The organism is Nocardia sp. NPDC058658 (genome assembly GCF_042716665.1).
Taxonomy (GTDB): domain Bacteria; phylum Actinomycetota; class Actinomycetes; order Mycobacteriales; family Mycobacteriaceae; genus Nocardia.
On sequence record NZ_JBHXRR010000012.1, the window covers coordinates 1 to 17,733 of the forward strand.

The window sequence follows — 17,733 nt, forward strand, 5'->3', positions numbered from 1 at the left end:
GGCGTGCTGGCGCACTGAAACCGCTTACAACCCTGCCCGGCACGAGCCCGAAAAACAGCTGATTGCAGCGTAGGGGTTGACTCAGGAAACTCATGCGCCGACCCCCAGATCGCCGAGGACGGCCAGTGCTGCGGCTCTGGCACCGCCGGTGACGCCCTGGCCGGGATGGGTGGACGGTCCGACGAGGTAGAAACCCTCGGCGGGCAGCCGGTAGCCCATGTTCGGCAGCGGTCGCATTCCCATGAACTGGAACAGCTGGCAGCCGAAGTGCCCGGGATCGCCGTCCACCCACGCCTCGTTGTAGCGCGCCATGTCCAGCGGGCTGTGCACCACCCGCGAGAGCACCTGATCGGGACCGATGTTGGTGGTCATGCCCGCGAACGTGGCGAAGACCTGGTCGAAGATCTCCTCCTTGCGGCTGTCCCAATCGCCTTCGGCCAGCTCCATCGGCGCGTACCCGAGCAGGTAGAGGGTGTGATGGCCGTCGGGCGCCCTGGTCGGGTCCCAGCGGGTGGCGGTCGAGACCGTCGGGATGGTGTGCACCGGTTCGCCGTATTTGAGCGTGTCGAAGGTGCGCAGCAGGTCGGGCAGGTCGAGGGCGACCTCCTGGAAACCGGCCTCGGTGACCTCGGGCCCGGCCCGGAATTCGGGCGCCTCACTCAGCACGAGATGACCGGCGACCAAGCGGAAACTGGCCGATTTGATGCGGTCGACCTTGCGCGCCCACTCGGCACCGAACCGGTGCTCCACCATGGCGGGCAGCTGCTTGATATTGAGGTTCGCCAGCACCGCGCGGCGGGCGGTGAACTCGGCGCCGTCGGCGCAGCGCACCCCGCTGACCCGGTCGCCGTCGAAGTGGAACTGCTCGACCTTGGCGCCGGTGTGGATGGTGCCGCCGTAGCCGCGCAGTGCGGCGGCCAGCGCGTCGGACAGCGACTGCGAGCCGCCCACCGCGAAACCCATGCCGTAGCGGTGGATGAACGGCACCATCAGCAGCAGGAACGCGCCGGTGCCGCCCTCGTCGGGGGAGATCAGCAGTTCCGACACCCAACGGCACAGGGCCGCTTTGACTTTCGGGTGCACGAACCACTCGTGGCAGACGTCGAGGTAGCTCATCATGAGCACCCGCATGGTCTCCTGGCCGATCTCGGACTGTTCCAGTTGCGCGAACAGCGCGCCGAGCGGGGCGGGCGGATTGAACATCGCCGGCAGCAGTTGGTCGAGCAGGGGACTGGCGAATTCGTAGAAACGCAAGTAGTTCTCGGCGTCGACCGGTGAGATCCGGGCGATCGTCTCGGCCGTCTTGTGGACGTCGTGATAGAAGGCGATGAAGTCGTCGTCTTCGAACACCACCGACATGCTGGGGTCGGGGTAGACGTAGCTCAGCCCGTGCTCGCTGAGCAGGCCGAGTTCGTCGTCGAGGATCATCGGGTTGCCGTGGATGAAGATGTGCGCGGCGGCGTGCAGGTCGTGCTGGTGACCGGGCAGGGTCACCGCCTCGCTGACGACACCGCCGCCGATCTCCGATTTCGCTTCCAGCACAACAACATCCAGCCCCGCCTTGGCGAGGTAGGCAGCGGCGGTCAGGCCGTTGTGGCCCGCGCCGACGACGATCACGTCGTATTCATCCATGGTGTGCTCCGAGTCCGTAGCCGCCGTCGATGTCCCAGATCGAGCCGGTGACGAAACCGGCACCGGCGGAGTCGAGCAGGGTGAGTACCGGTGCCGCGACCTCCGCGGCGGTCGCGATGCGCTTGATCACGTTCGTGGCGACGACGCCTTCCTCGAGCCCGGGAATCGCCTCGGCGCCCGCACGGAACCCGGGGGTCTCGGTGATACCCGCACACACGCCGTTGACCCGAATTCCCATGGGGCCCAACTCGCTTGCCCAGGTCGGGACGAGGTACTGCAGGGCGGCCTTGGTGGCGCCGTAGATGCCGGTGCCGGGTCCCGGTTTGCGGCCGATGGAGGAGGAGATGACCGCGATCGACGATCCGGCCTGCTTGGCCAGCACGGGCGCCGCCGCGGCGACCGTGGCGATGGTGCCGCGCAGATTGACGTCGATGATCCGGTTCACCTCGTCCATCGGCTGGGCGAAAATCACGCCGGGAATGAGAATGCCCGCATTGCACACCAGTAGGTCGAGCCCGCCGAACTGCGCGACCGCGTGGTCGACGGCGCGGTGTGCGGTGTCCGGGTCGGCGATGTCGCCGCTGATCCAGGCCGCGTCCAGCGTGCCCGCCGCCTCGGCGAGTTCCTTCTCGCGGCGCCCGGTGAGCACCACTGTGGCACCTTCGGCCACGAGTGCCGCCGCGATGGCGTAGCCGATGCCTTCGCTCGATCCGGTGATCAGAGCGGTCTTACCTTCGAATCGCATGCTTCTCCTGTGTTGCCTCGGCCCTGCGCCATTGCACGATGCGGCCGTTGTCGGGGGTGGTGCGGATGGTGAGCAGACCGTCGGTCAACTCGGCGATGCGGACTTGTTCCTCGCCGACCCAGTCGGTGCGTGAGCAGACGAGGATGCGATGGCGCAGCACCCCGTCGTCGATGCGCCAGGTGCCCGCGTAGCCCATGAACGCGGGTTCACCTGGGGCGGTGCGCATCATGGCGACGGAGAGGTGCCCGGAGGCGGTGTAGGTGAGGAAACCGGCGGGCTCGGCGCCGAGTGGGCCTGGTGTGGGCGTGCCCGTGGGATCGGTGTCGTGGAACGACGCGAGCTGCCAGGTGCCGATCAGGTCGTCGGGCTCGGGCATGGGCTAGCGCCAGCCACGCGGATCGCGAAACCGGGCGTGGGGTCGGGTAATTCGACGCGTCGATAGGAGTTCTGGCTCGTCGTAGGTCAGTAGGACGGCGGCGACGGCGGCCAGCATCTCCTCGCTCAGCTCGATCTCGGAATCGACCAGAGCTACCGAATCGGACATGAGTTCCTCCTACTGGGGTGGGTTGCCGTGTTTGCGCACCGGCGGTTCGGAGTGCTTGGCGCGCAACATGTTCAGCGAGCGGATGAGGATCGAGCGGGTGTCGGCCGGGTCGATCACGTCGTCGACCAACCCGCGCTCGGCGGCGTAGTAGGGATGCATCAGCTCGCGGGCGTAACGGGCGACGAGTTCGGTCCTGGCCGCGTCGGGATCGTCGGCGGCGGCGATCTGCTTGCGGAACACCACATTCGCCGCGCCCTGCGCACCCATCACCGCGATTTCGTTGGTGGGCCAGGCCAGCGCCAGGTCGGCGCCGACGCTGCGCGAGTCCATCACGATGTAGGCGCCGCCGTAGGCCTTGCGCAGCACGATCGAGATCCGTGGCACGGTCGCGTTGCAGTAGGCGTAGAGCAGTTTCGCGCCGTGCCGGATGATGCCGCTGTGCTCCTGGCCGACACCCGGCAGGAAGCCGGGCACATCGAGCAGCGTGATCAGCGGGATGTTCATCGCGTCGCACATCTGGACGAAGCGGGCGGCCTTCTCGCTGGCGCTGATGTCGAGAGTGCCTGCCAGACAGTTCGGTTGATTGGCGACGAAACCGACGGTGTGGCCGTCCATCCGGGCCAGTGCGATGACGATATTGGCGGCCCAGCGTTCCTGGATCTCCAGATACGCACCGTCGTCGACGATTTCGGCGATCACCGCGCGGATGTCGTAGGGCGTGGTTCCGGTGTCGGGGACGAGCTCGCTCAGCGCGGGGCAGGAGCGGTCCACCGGATCATCGGTCGCCACCACCGGCGGCAGCTCCCGATTGTTCTGTGGCAGAAAGGAAAGCAGGTAGCGCACATCGGCCAGGCACGCCGCCTCGTCGTCGTGGACGAAATGTGCGACGCCCGAACGCTCGGCGTGGATGTCGGCACCGCCGAGCCCGTCGAGGGTCACCGATTCGCCCGTGACCGCGGTGACCACCTCGGGTCCGGTGATGAACATCTGCGCGGTGCCCCGCACCATGAGCACGAAATCGGTCAGCGCGGGGGAGTAGGCCGCACCGCCGGCGCAGGGCCCGAGCATGACGCTGATCTGCGGAATCACCCCGGAAGCGGCGGTATTGCGCCGGAAGATGCCGCCGTAACCGGCCAGCGCGGCCACACCTTCTTGGATCCGCGCGCCCGCACCGTCGTTGAGCGACACCAGCGGTGCGCCCGCGCTGATCGCCAAATCCATGACCTTGTGGATCTTTTCGGCGTGCGCCTCGCCCAGCGCACCACCGAAGATCCGGAAGTCGTGGGCGTAGACGAAGGTGGTGCGCCCCTCGACGGTGCCCCAGCCTACCACGACGCCGTCGGTGTAGGGCCTGCTGCGCTCGAGGCCGAACCCGGTCGCCTGATGCCTGCGTAGCGGTTCGAGTTCGGTGAACGAGTCCGGGTCGAGCAGGAGCGAGATCCGTTCGCGGGCAGTCAGTTTGCCTTTGGCATGCTGACGTTCGGTGGCGGCTGGATCGGGCCCGAGTTCGGCCATTTCCTTGCGGAGGCGTAGCTCGTCGATCCGGTTCACGTCGCCGTCGGTGGTGAGCCCCAGCGTGTATTCCTCGGTCACAGCGGTGTCCTCTCTCAGCCCGCGACGCGGTCGAGCAGGCAGGTTTCGAAGAAGGCGAGCGCGCTCAGGTGATACGCCCGCGCCGCCCAGCCCAGACTGATGTTGTGGCCGGCCTGGGGGACCCGGGTCAGGCCGCGGCGGGGCGCCGAGGCCAGCAGGTCGCACAGCTCGGCGAGCGCGACATCGTCGGTGCGCCACCACTTCTCCTGTTCGGCGAAGCTGAGCCGCACCGGAACCCGGATGCGATCGGCCAGTTCGGCGAAGGTCTGCGGCCAGGCGGCGGCGTCGACCAGTTCCAGGATCGGCGTGGAGTCCACCGCCGCACCCGCCCGCGCGAAGGTGCCGGGCGGGTACAACTGCAGGTCACCCCAATTGCGTTGCCACATCTTGGTTTCGGTGTCCTCGTTGTAGCGGTGACCGCAACCCGAGACGTCGACACCGTCGAACTCACCCTCGGCGGCCATGGTGAGCGCGAGCTTGCCGCCGAAGGAATGTCCGAGCAGAAACACTCCCGCGCCGGTCTCGTTCTCGGTGCCGAAGTCGGCGAGCGCGGCACGCACCGTCGAGGCCTGATCCGTCAGCGACTGACCGTCGGGCAGGGCGTCGGCGGACGCGCCGTACCCGGGACGGTCCAGTGCCAGCACCGCGTAACCCAGGCGGGTGGCGGTGCTGAGCAGTGAGACGTCCGGGTGGGCGCGTCCGTGGAAGTACGCCGATGACATGCCCGCCCCGTGCAGGGCGACCACGGTAGCCCTTGGCAGGGCCAGCGCGGGCGTGCTGAGCAGCCCGGACATCGGAATCCCCGCCGCATCGAGGGTGATCCGATGCACGCCCGGCGACAGGACCGCGCTCGCCTCGACGGAGCTCACGACCGTTCCTCGGCGAACTTCTTGGCGTGCTGCAACGTCGCCATGCTGTTGGTGCTCAGCGCCCGCTGCACGTACTCCCGTGCGGTCGCCACGTCGGCGTCGGGCCCGAGCACGGCGGTGATGTTGTCGGTGTTGATCACCACGCTGTGCTGCGACGACACCGTCACTCCGCCCTCGGTCGGCCGCACCGTCCAGTACCCGGTGTGCAGGGTCATCAGCTTCGGCATGGTGAGCTGCTTGTAGGCGATCATGGTGTCCGGGAACATGATTCGATACGACATCGTGCGGTGCTGGGAGCCGTCCATCGCCACGGTGTCCATCGCGAGAGACTGGATGCCGTGGCCCGGTTCGATCAGCTCGACCCCGGCCACGTGCGGCAGCCGCTCCGGCCACAGCTGCGCTTCGCTGATGAACCCGAACACATCGGCAGCCGTTCCCGCCACCTCGACGGTGTCCTCGAAGGAGAACGTCGCGTCGGTGCCCGCGTCGCCGAGTTCGATATTGCGCTTCAACGCGGCCAGCTCGGTGCGCGAATTGCGGTCGACGACCTGGTCGATCCAGTCCAGCTTGTCTTCGGTGACGGCCTGATAGTCGTGCAGCAGAACGACATTGCTCTGATTCGCCGAGAGTTCCTCGATGATCCAGGTGCCGCCCATCGCGGCGACCGGCGGGCTGCTGACCTCCTGGCGGAACTCGATGCGCCGCTGCTCGGGGTCGAGCACCCGCTTGGACACCCAGTGCTTCACGCTGTCACCGGCGGTGGCCCAGATCCGGATGCGCTGTTCGCGCGGATCGTTGTCGAGGTAGTCGGCGAAGATAGTGGGCGGGAACAGCTGTGGCCAGTTCTCGACTTCGGCCAGCAGCCGGTAGACGGTGTCGGCGGGCGCGGCGATCTCGATCGAGTGCTCGGCCCGGCCGGTCGTGGTGACGGAAACAGATGCGGACATGGTCGATCCCCTTTCAGTAGTTCCCGAGTCCGCCACAGACATTCATCGCCTGGGCGGTGATGGAGGCGGCGGTATCGGAGGCCAGATAGCCGACCAGGCCCGCCACTTCCTCCGGGGTGCAGTAGCGGCCGAGCGGGATCTTGGCGGTGAACTTCGCCATCACCGCGTCCTCGGTGCTCTGCTGCAAGCTCGCGTAGTTGCGCCGAACCTGTTGTGCCATCGGTGTTTCCACGTAGCCGGGGCAGACCGCGTTGACGGTGATACCGGTCGGGGCGAGTTCGTTGCCCAGTGCCTTCGTGAACCCGACGACGCCGTGCTTGGACGCCGAGTAGGGTGCGCCCAGGACCACGCCCTGCTTGCCCGCGGTCGAGGCGATATTGATGATCCGGCCGCGGCTGCGGTGGCGCATCCCGCCGGTGTTGAGCACCTCACGCGTCATCCGGAAGACGCTGTTGAGGTTGGTGTCGATGACGTTGTCCCAGATCTCGTCGAGCAGATCGGCGGTGACGCCGCCGCCGCTGATGCCCGCGTTGTTGACCAGCACGTCGACCGGGCCGAATCGGGCGGTGGCGGCTTCGACGAACTCGTGCACCGATTCACCCGAGCGCACGTCGACGGCGCTGCCGTCCACCTCGAGGCCCGCCTCGGTGAACTCCTTGACGGTGGTGGCGACGTTCTCCGCGGTGCGGGCGCCCAGGTAGACGGTGTGTCCGTTGGTGGCGAGCAAGCGGGCAACGGCGAGCCCGATTCCGCTGGTGGCGCCGGTGACCACTGCGTGCATTTTCGACATGACGACTCCTGTCAGGGGGTGCGAACGGGAAGGAGGGCGTTGACCGCGTCGAGGAAGGTGCGCGGGGTGGTCGCTTCGATGACGGTCGAATCGTCGAGGGTGACCCCGAATTCGCGTTCGACCCGGCTGGCGGTCTCGAGCATGGCCAGGGAGTCGTAGCCGAGGTCGTCGAAGGTGAGGTCGAGAATGTCGGAGTCCAAGTCGACGTTCTCGGGTTCGCCGGAACCTTCGAGGAGGATTCGGGTCAGGTCGTCGAGGGTGAATGTCATGAGATTTCCCTTCCTTCGGGGGCGGTGAGGACCATGGCGGAGTTGAAGCCGCCGTAGCCGCGGGCCAGGACGAGCGCGGCACGCACCGTCGCGTGCCGCACCCCTCCGACCACCAGGTCCAGCGGCGAGTCGGAGTTCGGGGTGACGTTGATGGTCGGCGGGATCTCGCCGGTCGACATGGTGAGCAGCGCCGTGGCCACATCGAGGGGGCCCGCACCCGAATACAGCCGTCCCGTCATGGTTTTCGGTGCGGTGACGGGCACGCCGCGATGGCCGAAGACGGCGCTGATCGCGTCGGCCTCGATCTGATCGTGCTCGGGCAGACCTGCGGCATCGGCGAACACCACGTCGATATCGCTCGCCGCCAGACCGGAGTCGGCCAGCGCCCGCTCGATCGCGGCGCGCAGAGCAGGTTCGCGACCGGTGTTGGGCGCGGGATCGAAAGTTGCCGCGTATCCAGCGATCTCGCCATAGCTGCGTGCCCCGCGAGCAGCCGCCGCTGCCGCGGATTCGAGGATCAGAATCGCGCCGCCCTCGCCCGGAACATGGCCCGCCGCCCGCTCGTCGAACGGCAGATAGGCGGCTGAGGGATCGGTGCCCGCGTGCAACCGCCCGCTCGTCCACAGCGCCGCCCACCCCCACGGGCACAGCGTGGCGTCCATCGCGCCCGACACCATCAACGCGGTGCCCTTGCGAATCTGCCTGCGCGCGTGGGCGATCGCGTCGAGCCCGCCTGCCTGATCGCTGACCAGAACACCGCTGGGCCCTTTCATCCCGTGACGAATCGAGATCTGGCCACTGTTGACCGCGTAGAACCAGGCGAAGGACTGATACGCGCTGACGAAACGACTACCCCGGCTCCACAGATTGCCGAGCTCCTTCTGCGCGAATTCGAAACCGCCCGAGGAGGAGGCGGTGAGCACGCCCATGTCGAAGTCGTCGAGTTTCTCGGTATCGACGCCGGCATCGGCCAGCGCCCACTCGGCCGCGACGAGAGCGAGGCGGGTCACCTGATCTGTCTGGGGGAGAAGACGATTGGGCAGGTACTGCTTGGGATCGAAATCATCGATCTCCCCGGCCAGGGTGGCCGGATAGCCCGCCGGATCGAAGCGGGTGAGTCGCCCGATCCCGCTGCGCCCCGCACGCACCGCATCCCAATAGGGCTGGGTGCCAAGACCATTGGGTGCGGTCACGCCGAGGCCGGTGACCACCGCGCGGGTGTCGTCGAGTACTGCGGTCATGCCGCGGCTCCCTTCGGGGTGGTGAGCACCATCGCGCTCTGGAACCCGCCGAAACCGCTGCCCACCGTGAGGACGGTGTCGGTGCGGTGTTCGCGAGCGGTGATCGGCACGTAGTCCAGGTCGCATTCGGGGTCGGCGGTGTGCAGGTTCGCCGTCGGCGGCACCACATCGGCGCCGATCGCCAGCACCGAGGCCGCGATCTCGATGGAGCCGATCGCGCCGAGCGAATGCCCGACCATCGACTTGATCGAACTCACCGGGGTGTCGTAGGCGTGCGAGCCCAGACTGCGCTTGAACGCGGCGGTTTCGTGCCGGTCGTTCTGCTTGGTGCCCGAGCCGTGCGCGTTGATGTAGTCGATCGAGTCACCGGGCAGTTGCGCCTCATCGAGGGCGACCCGGATGGCCTCGGCCATTTCGGCGCCGTCCGGGCGCAACCCGGTCATGTGATAGGCGTTCGCGCGGGTGGCGTAGCCGGCGATCTCGGCGTAGATGTGCGCGCCGCGCCGCCGGGCCGCGGACAGTTCCTCCAGGACGAACAGGGCCGCGCCCTCGCCGAGGACGAAACCGGTGCGGGAGGCGTCGAAGGGTCGGGAGGCGGTTTCGGGGGCGTCGTGGCGCGGGGTGGTCGCTTTGATCGCGTCGAAGCAGGCCATGGTGATCGGCGAGATCGGCGCGTCCGAGGCGCCGGTGACCATCACGTCCACCGAACCCTCGGCGATGAGCTGGGCGGCGTAACCGACCGAATCCAGCCCGGACGTGCAACCGGAGGACACCACCGTCGCCGGGCCCTGGGCGCCGACTGCGAAGGCCACCTCGGCGGCGAACGAGCCGGGGGACAGGTGGTGGTAGAGGTGCTGGTCGGCGTACTTCTGGTCGACCAGTTCCAGGCGTCCGCCATTGCTGATCACGCGGTAGTCCTGCTCCAGGCGCATCGTCGCGCCGACCGCGCTGCCGAGCGCCACGCCGATCGAGTACGGGTCGATGCTGTCGAACTCGAGGCCGCTGTCGGCCACCGCGCTGCGGGCACCGACGACCGCGAATTGTGCCGCCCGGTCGAGACGTTGGATCTCGTGGGGCGTGAGGCCGTGCAGTTCGGGGTCGAAATCGACCTCCGCCGCGACCTTGGAACGGAACTGTTCGGGATCGAAGAAGCTGATCCGCCGGGTGGCGGTGCGGCCCGCGGTGAGCAGTTCCCAGAACTGCTTGGTGCCGACTCCGCCGGGGGCGATCACCTCCATGCCGGTGATGACGACGCGCCGGGTGTTCACTGTGCCTCCCAGTGGTAGAAGCGGTGGGCGACCGCGTCGGCCGGCTTGCGCCAGGTCGTCGAGTCGTACTTGTCGATCAGGGGGTCGAGGTCGTCGCAGATCTGGATGAAACGGGGGTCGGCCTGCTTCCAGGCCTGCTCGATCACCTCGCCCCCGTCGGGGGTCTCGAAGTCCTGCAGGTGGAAATAGACGCCGCCGAGGGCGAACAGCTGCCTGCGCCGGGTCCCCATGCGATGCGGGACGTCGGTGGTGTCGAAGTCGGCGAACAGTTGCGCGACCTGCGGACGGCGTTCGGGAACAAGCCGATTGACGACCAGGGTGCTGAACATGGCGGGGTCGACGGGGCCGGGCAGCCAGTGGTAGTAGCGCTGCGCCAGTGCGGTGGTGTCGAAGGGGGTGATGTCGGCGCCGAGGTCGGGGCCGTCGGGCTCACCGGGCAGGGGAGCGTCGGTGTCGACGATGTGGATGAGCAGGTCGTCGTGGTAGTGGAACAGTTGGCGGCGAAGGGTTTTCGCGTCCGTCGTGGGTTCCGTGGCGTCGTAGTCGGCGAACCTGGCGGCCAGGCGATCGCGAGCGGTGGTCGTCCTGGCGACCGTGACTGTCGTGTGCATCCGGGCTCCTCCGGTGTCAGTTCTGGATCCGGCACAGCACGGCGCCGCTGCCGATGCTGGTGCCGATGTCGGTGATCAGGCCGACGATGGTGCCCGCCTTGTGCGCGGTGACCGGTTGCTCCATCTTCATCGCCTCGATCACCGCGATGAGCTGGCCCGATGCCACCGAATCACCTTCGGCGGCAGCGACTTTCACCAGCGTTCCGGCCATCGGAGCAGTCAGTGAATCGCCGCTCGGCGTCGTGGCGGCGGCCCTGGCCGGGCGGGGCGACGGCCGCGCCGACGGTTTGTGCCCGCGCGCGGGCAGGGTCACCTCGACCCGCTTGCCGCGCACCTCGAGCACCACCGTCTCGCGCGGCGTGGGTGAAGGGCCCTCTGCCGCAGCGGTATTCGGATAGGGCTCGATGGTGTTGTCGAACTCGGTCTCGATCCAGCGGGTGTGCACCCGGAACGGTGCATCGGTGAAGGCGGGGTCGGCGACCACCGCGCGATGCAGGGGCAGCACCGTCGCGATGCCCTCGATCTCGAACTCGCTCAACGCCCGCGCCGCCCGCTGCAGGGCCTGGGTGCGGTCCTCGCCGGTGACGATGAGCTTGGCCAGCAACGAATCCCAGTTCGCGCCGACCGTCGTTCCCGCCTCGACGCCGGAATCCACCCGCACGCCCGGCCCGCTCGGCGCCCGGTAGCCGGTGATCGTGCCCGGCATCGGCGCGAAATTGCGCCCCGCGTCCTCGCAGTTGATCCGGAACTCGATCGAGTGACCGCGCGTCGGGGGATCGGGGTAGTCCAGCAGGCCGCCCGCGGCGATGCGCAGCTGCTCGCGGACCAGGTCGATACCGGTGACCTCCTCCGAGACCGGATGTTCCACCTGCAGTCGGGTGTTGACCTCGAGGAACGACAGCGTGCCGTCCGCGCCGATCAGGAACTCGCAGGTGCCAGCACCGCGATAGCCCGCGGTGCGCAGGATGGCCTTGGAGGACTCGACCAGCGCGCTGTGCTGCGCCGGCGTGAGGAACGGCGCGGGCGCCTCCTCGACCAGCTTCTGATGACGGCGCTGCAGCGAACAATCCCTGGTCGAGACCACCACCACGGTGCCCGCCGCATCGGCGAGACACTGCGTCTCCACGTGCCGCGGTGAGTCCAGATAGCGCTCGACGAAGCACTCACCGCGACCGAACGCGGCCGTGGCCTCGCGGACCGCCGAGGCGAAACACTCCGGGATCTCCGCGAGGGTGCGCGCCACCTTCAGCCCGCGCCCACCACCGCCGAACGCGGCCTTGATGGCGACCGGCAAGCCGTGCGCACGGGCGAACGCCACCACCTCGTCGGCATCCGAGACCGGGCCGGGCGTGCCTGCCACGATCGGGGCTCCCGCGGCGAGCGCGATCCGGCGGGCGGTGACCTTGTCGCCGAGATCGCGGATCACCGCGGGCGGCGGCCCGATCCAGATCAATCCCGCCGCGAGCACCGCGGTCGCGAAATCGGCGTTCTCCGAAAGGAAGCCGTACCCGGGGTGGATCGCGTCGGCGCCCGCCGCCCGGGCCGCGGCGAGCACGGCGTCGATGTTGAGATAGCTGGCCTGCGCGGTCTCGCCGCCCAGCGCGTACGCTTCGTCGGCGGTGCGTACATGCGGTGCGTCGCGATCGGGATCGGCATACACCGCCACCGCGACGAGGCCGGCATCACGGCACGCTCGTGCGATTCTTACCGCGATCTCACCGCGGTTGGCGATCAAGACTCTTCGCACGGTGTCTCCTGAAAGTCGTTGTGGCGCTTCACCAATCGTGCGCAGCGAAGATCACCACGCGATGAACGGAACCTCCGGGGATCTTCAGGAGCTGTGCACGGCGAGTCACGCACTCTGCGGACTTCATCCAGTTCCTCCGGGGCGGTTCAGGTTTCGCTCCGAGCGGTTGCCCACCGGGCGCGATCGCCCTACCATCGCGCGCTGTCGCCGCGTCGGGCGGGGTCCGGTTACCGGTCGCATTTACATGGCTTGCCATGTAATCTGGAGCCAGCCGCAGATCAATGACGATGGAAGGTGGGAATGGAACCGCTCGAGACGCTACCGATGGATCGGAGCAACTCCCTGGGGTACGTGATCAACCATCTGGCGCGGCTCATGGAACAGGCGCTGCGCGACCGCATCGCCGGGCACGGCGTGGTGCCCGGTCAGTTCGCACAACTGCTCGCGCTGTACGAGGAGGAGGGAATCTCGCAGCTGCAGCTCTGCGAGAAGGTCAGGATCGACCAGTCGACGATGGCCCACACGCTCAAGCGGATGGAGCGCGACGGCCTCATCCAGCGCACCGCCGACCCGCAAGACGGCCGGCGCGCGCTGATCTACCTCACCGACCGATCCCGCCGACTGCGCACCGCGCTCATCGGCGCCGCCCGGGAGGTGAACGACATCGCCACCGCGGGATTCCCCGACGTCCGCGGTGACGACTTCATCCGCATGGTTCGACAGGCGATCGGCAACCTCGAGGCCGATCGGACCACATGACCATCGAAGAGAGGTAAACCATGCTCTCCCGCATCCATCCCGTCGCGGGCACGATCGGATTTCTCACCATCCTCAGCTTCTGGACCTCGACCGTGGTGAGCGAGCTCAGTGGTTCCAAGGACGCGATCATCGCGGTGAAGCAGACCATCCCGTGGTTCCTGCCGATCCTGGTCCTCGCCCTCGCCGCGACCGGCGGCACCGGCTTCCGGCTGGCCGGTGACTCCACGATGCCCGCCATCCTCGCCAAGAAACGCCGCATGCCGTTCATCGCGGCCAACGGACTGCTCGTGCTGATCCCCTCGGCGATCATCCTGGCGGTACTCGCGGGCCGCGACGAATTCGGTCCGCTGTTTTACGGCGTGCAAGCGCTAGAACTCCTCGCCGGTGCTACGAATATCGTGCTCATGTCACTCAACATTCGCGACGGATTCCGGATCACCGGCCGTTTCGACAAGCCGAAATCAGAAACTCCGACCGCTACCGTGGGTAGCGAGGAATCTCAGGGATAAATGATGAACGACACCATTCTCCGTGCCGAGCTCGAATCATTGCGAGCAGAAGTCCGTGAATTGCGCGACCATCGTGAAATCGCGGCGCTGTTCGACACCTTCTTCTTTTTCGAAGACCGTAAATCAATGGACGACGCGTGGGCGCAATCCATTTTCACCGACGACGTCCTGCTCGAATTGCCGCCCGAGGATTATCGCGGCATCGAGGGTATCGCCGCGCACATGACCTATGTCGTCAACCTGTTCGGTCCCACCCATCACACCACCACCGATTGCCACGCCGATATCGACGGTGACACCGCCGCGGTGCGGCTCAATCTCACCGCCACCCACAAGCACGTGGTGCCGGGTGAGGCGCCGCTGCTGGTCTGGGGCTACCTCGACGCCGACGTTCGCCGGACCGCGGTCGGCTGGCGGATCGCCCGGATGAAGTTCATCAAGATCCTGCGCACCGGCGAGGCGCCCCCTGGATTCGCGTTCGACGAGAACCTGAACGTGGTCGCGGTCAGCTGACCCGACGAAGCCGCCGACTCGCCTGGCGAGTCGGCGGCTTTCGTTCTCGGTCAGGCCCGTGGCATCAACTTGAAGCCGATGCCGCGCACCGCGACGATCCAATTGCTGGCACCCAGCTTCGCCCGCAGGCTGCTGACGTGCGTGTCCACCGTGTGTTGGGACCAGGAACCGTCCCAGACCTCGCCCAGAATCTGCTTGCGCGCCACCACGATCCCCGGCCTGCGCGACAGCATCAGCAGCAGGTCGAACTCTTTCCTGGTGAGCGCCAGCGGGCGCCCGTGCAGGGTGGCCTCGCGTGCGCCCTCGTCGATGCGCAGCGCGCCGCACCCCGTGGCCCTGGCCTCGCCGTCGGGGTCCGGGCGGACCCGGCGCATCAGCGAGTCGATGCGGGCGACCAGTTCCCTGATGCCGAACGGGCGGGTGAGGTAGTCGTCGGCGCCCGAGCGTAGCCCGAGCACGCAGTCCAATTCGGAATCGCGGTCGGTGACCACGATGATCGGCACGGTGTGCCTGGCACGGATGGAACGGCAGACCTCGAATCCGTCGAAATCGGGGAGGTCGGGATCGAGCAGCACCAGATCGGCGCGCTCGAACAGTTTCAACGCCATTCTTCCGGTATCCACGGTGGCGACCTGATGGCCGTAGCGGGGAAGTTCGCTGTCGAGTGATCCGACAGCGTCGGAACCGGCCGCGATAAGAATTCGCCATGACCGTTCGACGGCGATGAGATGAGGCTCGGGGAAATTCGGGGCGAGCTCGGCATCTTTTTCTGTGAGTTCGCTGCTACGCATGGCTCGAATACCCTACCGTCCTGGGCATCGAAATGCCACGCTGACGACCACACTGCTACGGGCGGTCGGGATTTCACCTGTCAGTATCAGGGTAACTGACTCGTTTCGTTCGTGCACTCCGGAGTTCTGCACTTTGTGCGGAAAAGCGTCCAGTTCGGAATTCGCAAAATAATGGACGGTCGCTCAACTGGCGGCGCCGAAGCGGCGCCGGTATTCGGTGGGGGCGATACCGACCTGGCGCTGGAAGTGGTGGCGCAGCAGGGCGCCGGAGCCGAAGCCGGACTCGTCGGCGATGCGTTCGAGGGCCATCTCGGTGCCCTCGAGGAGTTGTTTGGCGAACAGCACGCGCTGGGTGGTGAGCCATTTGACCGGGGTGGTGCCGGTCTCGGCGGCGAAGCGGCGGGCGAAGGTGCGGGTGGACATGTTCGAACGGGCCGCCAGCTCGTCGACGGTGTGCGGGTGGGCGAGGTTCTCGGTGAGCCAGGCCAGGGTGGTCGACAGGCCGACCGAGCTGCACTCGGGCACCGGTTGTTCGATGAACTGGCGCTGGCCGCCGTCGCGCTGCGGGGGGACGACCATGCGGCGTGCGATGGCGTTGGCGGCGGCGGTGCCGATCTCGCGGCGCACCAGGTGCAGGCAGGCGTCGATGCCGGCGGCGGTGCCCGCGCTGGTGATCAAGTTGCCCTCGTCGACGAACAGGACGTCCGGGTCGACGGTGGCCTCGGGGAACATCGCGGCGAGTTTGTCGACGTAGCGCCAGTGGGTGGTGCACTTGCGGCCGTCGAGCAGGCCCGCCGCGCCGGCCAGGAACGCGCCCGAGCAGACGGTGAGCACGGTCGCGCCCCCCGCGGCGGCGTCGCGCACTGCCTCGAGTACCCGATCGTCGTACCGGCCGATCGGGGAGGCCGGGATGGCGACCAGGTCGGCGTCGGCGAGCTGATCGAGGCCGAAGTCGGGAGCGACGGAGATGCCAGGGGTGGTGGAGCGCAGTGGTTTGCCAGGCTCGGCGCCGCACACCCGGAAGTCGAAGCCGGGCAGGCCGTCGGCGGTACGGTCGAGGCCGAAAACCTCACAGACGACACCGAATTCGAACATGGCGAGGTGATCGTTGAGGACCACGGCAACCTTCGACAGCATGCCTCATCGTAGCTGGCCGAATCTTGACGCACAATGACAGAACAGCCACTTTCGGCTGAAAATCATCGAGCGCAAAATTACTGCCATGCTTACTTTTCTGATCGTCCTCACCGTCATCATCGGACTCGCCGTACTGATCGGTCGCGGCACCGCCGGTTCCACCGGAATCATCGACCGAGATGCCCAGCGCATGGACGCCGAACTGCAGGCCATCGCGGGCTATGCGGACTACATCCGCCCGAGTCATCACTGAGAACGCGAATGCCGTCCCATCCGGTTGGATGAGACGGCATTCGGGAGTAAGGAAGAGCTCAGACCGCGTCGCCGGGGCCTACTCGGGGCTTGGGGGCGCGCATCTTGCGGATCTGGGAGGCGCGGACGAAGGCGTACCAGCCCAGCTTGAAGCCGGAGTCGGTGGTGTCGGGGAATCGCTCGATCACCCGGTTGTTCACGATCTTGCCGAGGACGAAGCCCTCGATGATCATGAAGACCATCATCACCAGCATCGCCAGGGTGACGATGGTCTGCAGGCCGGGGGCCACGAACATCGACAGGATCAGCACCAGTGCCATCGGCATGAACAGGCCGACCAGGTTGCGGCGGGCATCGACCAGATCGCGCACGTAGGCGCGGACCGGGCCCTGATCGCGGGGCAGCAGGTACTTGTCCTCGCCTGCCAGCATGCGGGCGCGGCGCTCCTGCACGGCGGCGCGGCGATCGGCCGCGGCGGCCTTGCGGTCCTGTTTGGTCCCCTTGACGGCCTTGCGGCGAGCGCGGGCTTCCTTGGCGGTGAGCGGTGCGGGCGCGACCGGGCCGCGCCGTTTGCCTTCTGCCTCACGCCTTTTCGGCGTCGGCCTGCCCTTGCCGGGGGTGGTCGAAGCGGTGGCGGCGGCCTGATCGGAGCCGGACACCGACGGGTCGACGGACTCGTCGATGGTGCTGGACTCGTCGCGACGGAACAATTTCACGTTCACCAGGCTATTCGATGAGGCCGAGCATCGGGAAATGCGGTCCGCTCAGCGGTGGGCCCCGTCTCATACCGGCTGGTCTGCGACGCAGATCACGTCGCTGTAGGGCGTAGTGTTGGGCACAAGCACCCAGGTGGCGTCTACTGGCTGCGCCGAGGGTGGCAAAATAGGAATAGCAGTTGCTGCGACAGCGTTGAAGTCAGTCGTGCGCTGTGCACCTGAGGTCCGTTGACGGGCTGAGTCGAACTAGGAGTGTCCATGACTGTGCAGAACGAGACCGCCACCGAGACCCACGGTGCGACGCTGACCGACGCTGCCGCCATCAAGGCGAAGGCGCTGCTCGACCAGGAGGGTCGCGACGACCTTGCCCTGCGCATCGCCGTGCAGCCCGGTGGCTGTGCCGGCCTGCGTTACCAGCTGTTCTTCGACGACCGCATCCTCGACGGTGACATCGTCGTCGAGTTCTCCGGCGTGAAGCTGGCCGTCGACCGTATGAGCGCCCCGTACATCGACGGCGCCTCGATCGACTTCGTCGACACCATCGAGAAGCAGGGCTTCACCATCGACAACCCGCAGGCCACCGGTTCCTGCGCCTGCGGCGACAGCTTCAACTGACGTTCGGAGCTGCGAGTTAGCCGAGCTTCGCGTGCCACGCCCGGGAACATTGTGGTTGCGTGGCGAGGTAGCGAACAGGTGAACCACAGGCGGTAGCGCTTGCTAACGTTGAAGTCCGGGATCCGGTGATCCCGGACTTCTTTGTTTTCCTACCTCTAGCGTCGAAGGGGCCCTGCCTCGTGTCT

Annotated in this window: 21 protein-coding genes; 5 read left to right on the forward strand and 16 right to left on the reverse strand. The window is 67.2% G+C overall.

Features of this window, described 5'->3' with window-relative positions; translation table 11 throughout:
- Positions 1-90: 90 nt before the first annotated feature.
- The 13 genes from ACFWUP_RS18370 to ACFWUP_RS18430 form a co-directional block, all read right to left on the reverse strand.
- The gene (locus ACFWUP_RS18370) at positions 91-1,632 is read right to left on the reverse strand and encodes a phytoene desaturase family protein (protein ID WP_379235724.1); all 1,542 of its coding nucleotides are present in this window, start codon (positions 1,630-1,632) and stop codon (positions 91-93) included.
- Complete coding sequence (locus tag ACFWUP_RS18375) at positions 1,625-2,377, reverse strand: SDR family NAD(P)-dependent oxidoreductase (RefSeq protein WP_379235726.1); 753 nt, start codon at positions 2,375-2,377, stop codon at positions 1,625-1,627. The genes ACFWUP_RS18370 and ACFWUP_RS18375 overlap by 8 nt, the downstream gene beginning before the upstream one ends.
- The gene (locus tag ACFWUP_RS18380; RefSeq protein WP_379235728.1) at positions 2,361-2,753 is read right to left on the reverse strand and encodes a lipocalin-like domain-containing protein; all 393 of its coding nucleotides are present in this window, start codon (positions 2,751-2,753) and stop codon (positions 2,361-2,363) included. The genes ACFWUP_RS18375 and ACFWUP_RS18380 overlap by 17 nt, the downstream gene beginning before the upstream one ends.
- A gap of 3 nt (positions 2,754-2,756) precedes the next feature.
- Positions 2,757-2,921 (reverse strand): hypothetical protein, encoded by a 165-nt coding sequence (locus ACFWUP_RS18385; protein WP_379235730.1) that lies wholly within the window; start codon positions 2,919-2,921, stop codon positions 2,757-2,759.
- 9 nt (positions 2,922-2,930) lie between these two features.
- A complete protein-coding gene (locus ACFWUP_RS18390) occupies positions 2,931-4,436 on the reverse strand; it encodes an acyl-CoA carboxylase subunit beta (RefSeq protein ID WP_379236015.1) in 1,506 nt (501 codons plus the stop codon).
- 92 nt (positions 4,437-4,528) lie between these two features.
- Entirely contained in the window at positions 4,529-5,383 is an 855-nt protein-coding gene (locus ACFWUP_RS18395; protein WP_379235732.1) for an alpha/beta hydrolase, read from the reverse strand.
- Positions 5,380-6,330, reverse strand: coding sequence for an aromatase/cyclase (locus ACFWUP_RS18400; RefSeq protein ID WP_379235734.1), 951 nt, complete (start codon positions 6,328-6,330; stop codon positions 5,380-5,382). The genes ACFWUP_RS18395 and ACFWUP_RS18400 overlap by 4 nt, the downstream gene beginning before the upstream one ends.
- 13 nt (positions 6,331-6,343) lie before the next feature.
- Positions 6,344-7,120 (reverse strand): 3-oxoacyl-ACP reductase FabG, encoded by a 777-nt coding sequence (gene fabG / locus ACFWUP_RS18405; protein ID WP_379235736.1) that lies wholly within the window; start codon positions 7,118-7,120, stop codon positions 6,344-6,346.
- Between the two features lie 11 nt (positions 7,121-7,131).
- Entirely contained in the window at positions 7,132-7,389 is a 258-nt protein-coding gene (locus tag ACFWUP_RS18410; protein ID WP_379235738.1) for an acyl carrier protein, read from the reverse strand.
- Entirely contained in the window at positions 7,386-8,630 is a 1,245-nt protein-coding gene (locus ACFWUP_RS18415; protein WP_379235740.1) for a ketosynthase chain-length factor, read from the reverse strand. Before ACFWUP_RS18415 ends, ACFWUP_RS18410 begins: the two co-directional genes overlap by 4 nt.
- The gene (locus ACFWUP_RS18420; protein ID WP_379235742.1) at positions 8,627-9,898 is read right to left on the reverse strand and encodes a beta-ketoacyl-[acyl-carrier-protein] synthase family protein; all 1,272 of its coding nucleotides are present in this window, start codon (positions 9,896-9,898) and stop codon (positions 8,627-8,629) included. Before ACFWUP_RS18420 ends, ACFWUP_RS18415 begins: the two co-directional genes overlap by 4 nt.
- Positions 9,895-10,509: a TcmI family type II polyketide cyclase gene (locus tag ACFWUP_RS18425; protein ID WP_379235744.1), complete on the reverse strand. Its 615-nt coding sequence runs from the start codon at positions 10,507-10,509 to the stop codon at positions 9,895-9,897. Before ACFWUP_RS18425 ends, ACFWUP_RS18420 begins: the two co-directional genes overlap by 4 nt.
- A 16-nt stretch (positions 10,510-10,525) precedes the next feature.
- Positions 10,526-12,256, reverse strand: a complete 1,731-nt coding sequence (locus tag ACFWUP_RS18430) for an acetyl/propionyl/methylcrotonyl-CoA carboxylase subunit alpha (RefSeq protein WP_379235746.1) — start codon at positions 12,254-12,256, stop codon at positions 10,526-10,528.
- A 300-nt stretch (positions 12,257-12,556) separates the two neighbouring features.
- On the opposite strand from ACFWUP_RS18430, the gene ACFWUP_RS18435 reads away from it, so the two are divergent.
- The 3 genes from ACFWUP_RS18435 to ACFWUP_RS18445 are packed head-to-tail and all read left to right on the forward strand — an operon-like array spanning position 12,557 to position 14,037.
- Positions 12,557-13,015, forward strand: a complete 459-nt coding sequence (locus tag ACFWUP_RS18435) for a MarR family winged helix-turn-helix transcriptional regulator (protein ID WP_379235748.1) — start codon at positions 12,557-12,559, stop codon at positions 13,013-13,015.
- Between the two features lie 20 nt (positions 13,016-13,035).
- Positions 13,036-13,524 (forward strand): hypothetical protein, encoded by a 489-nt coding sequence (locus tag ACFWUP_RS18440; protein WP_379235750.1) that lies wholly within the window; start codon positions 13,036-13,038, stop codon positions 13,522-13,524.
- Positions 13,525-13,527: 3 nt separating this feature from the next.
- Positions 13,528-14,037: a nuclear transport factor 2 family protein gene (locus tag ACFWUP_RS18445; protein WP_379235752.1), complete on the forward strand. Its 510-nt coding sequence runs from the start codon at positions 13,528-13,530 to the stop codon at positions 14,035-14,037.
- Between the two features lie 50 nt (positions 14,038-14,087).
- On the opposite strand, the gene ACFWUP_RS18450 is transcribed toward ACFWUP_RS18445, so the two are convergent.
- Together ACFWUP_RS18450 and ACFWUP_RS18455 are read right to left on the reverse strand one after the other, a co-directional pair.
- Positions 14,088-14,828, reverse strand: coding sequence for a response regulator transcription factor (locus ACFWUP_RS18450; RefSeq protein WP_379235754.1), 741 nt, complete (start codon positions 14,826-14,828; stop codon positions 14,088-14,090).
- 183 nt (positions 14,829-15,011) lie between these two features.
- The gene (locus ACFWUP_RS18455; protein WP_379235756.1) at positions 15,012-15,965 is read right to left on the reverse strand and encodes a helix-turn-helix domain-containing protein; all 954 of its coding nucleotides are present in this window, start codon (positions 15,963-15,965) and stop codon (positions 15,012-15,014) included.
- An 85-nt stretch (positions 15,966-16,050) separates the two neighbouring features.
- Here ACFWUP_RS18455 and ACFWUP_RS18460 point away from each other — a divergent pair, with 85 nt between their 5' ends.
- Complete coding sequence (locus tag ACFWUP_RS18460; RefSeq protein ID WP_379235758.1) at positions 16,051-16,218, forward strand: hypothetical protein; 168 nt, start codon at positions 16,051-16,053, stop codon at positions 16,216-16,218.
- Positions 16,219-16,276: 58 nt separating this feature from the next.
- On the opposite strand, the gene ACFWUP_RS18465 is transcribed toward ACFWUP_RS18460, so the two are convergent.
- Positions 16,277-16,876, reverse strand: a complete 600-nt coding sequence (locus ACFWUP_RS18465; RefSeq protein WP_379236017.1) for a DUF3043 domain-containing protein — start codon at positions 16,874-16,876, stop codon at positions 16,277-16,279.
- Between the two features lie 315 nt (positions 16,877-17,191).
- On the opposite strand from ACFWUP_RS18465, the gene ACFWUP_RS18470 reads away from it, so the two are divergent.
- Positions 17,192-17,548, forward strand: a complete 357-nt coding sequence (locus ACFWUP_RS18470; RefSeq protein WP_056816608.1) for an iron-sulfur cluster assembly accessory protein — start codon at positions 17,192-17,194, stop codon at positions 17,546-17,548.
- Positions 17,549-17,733: the final 185 nt, after the last annotated feature.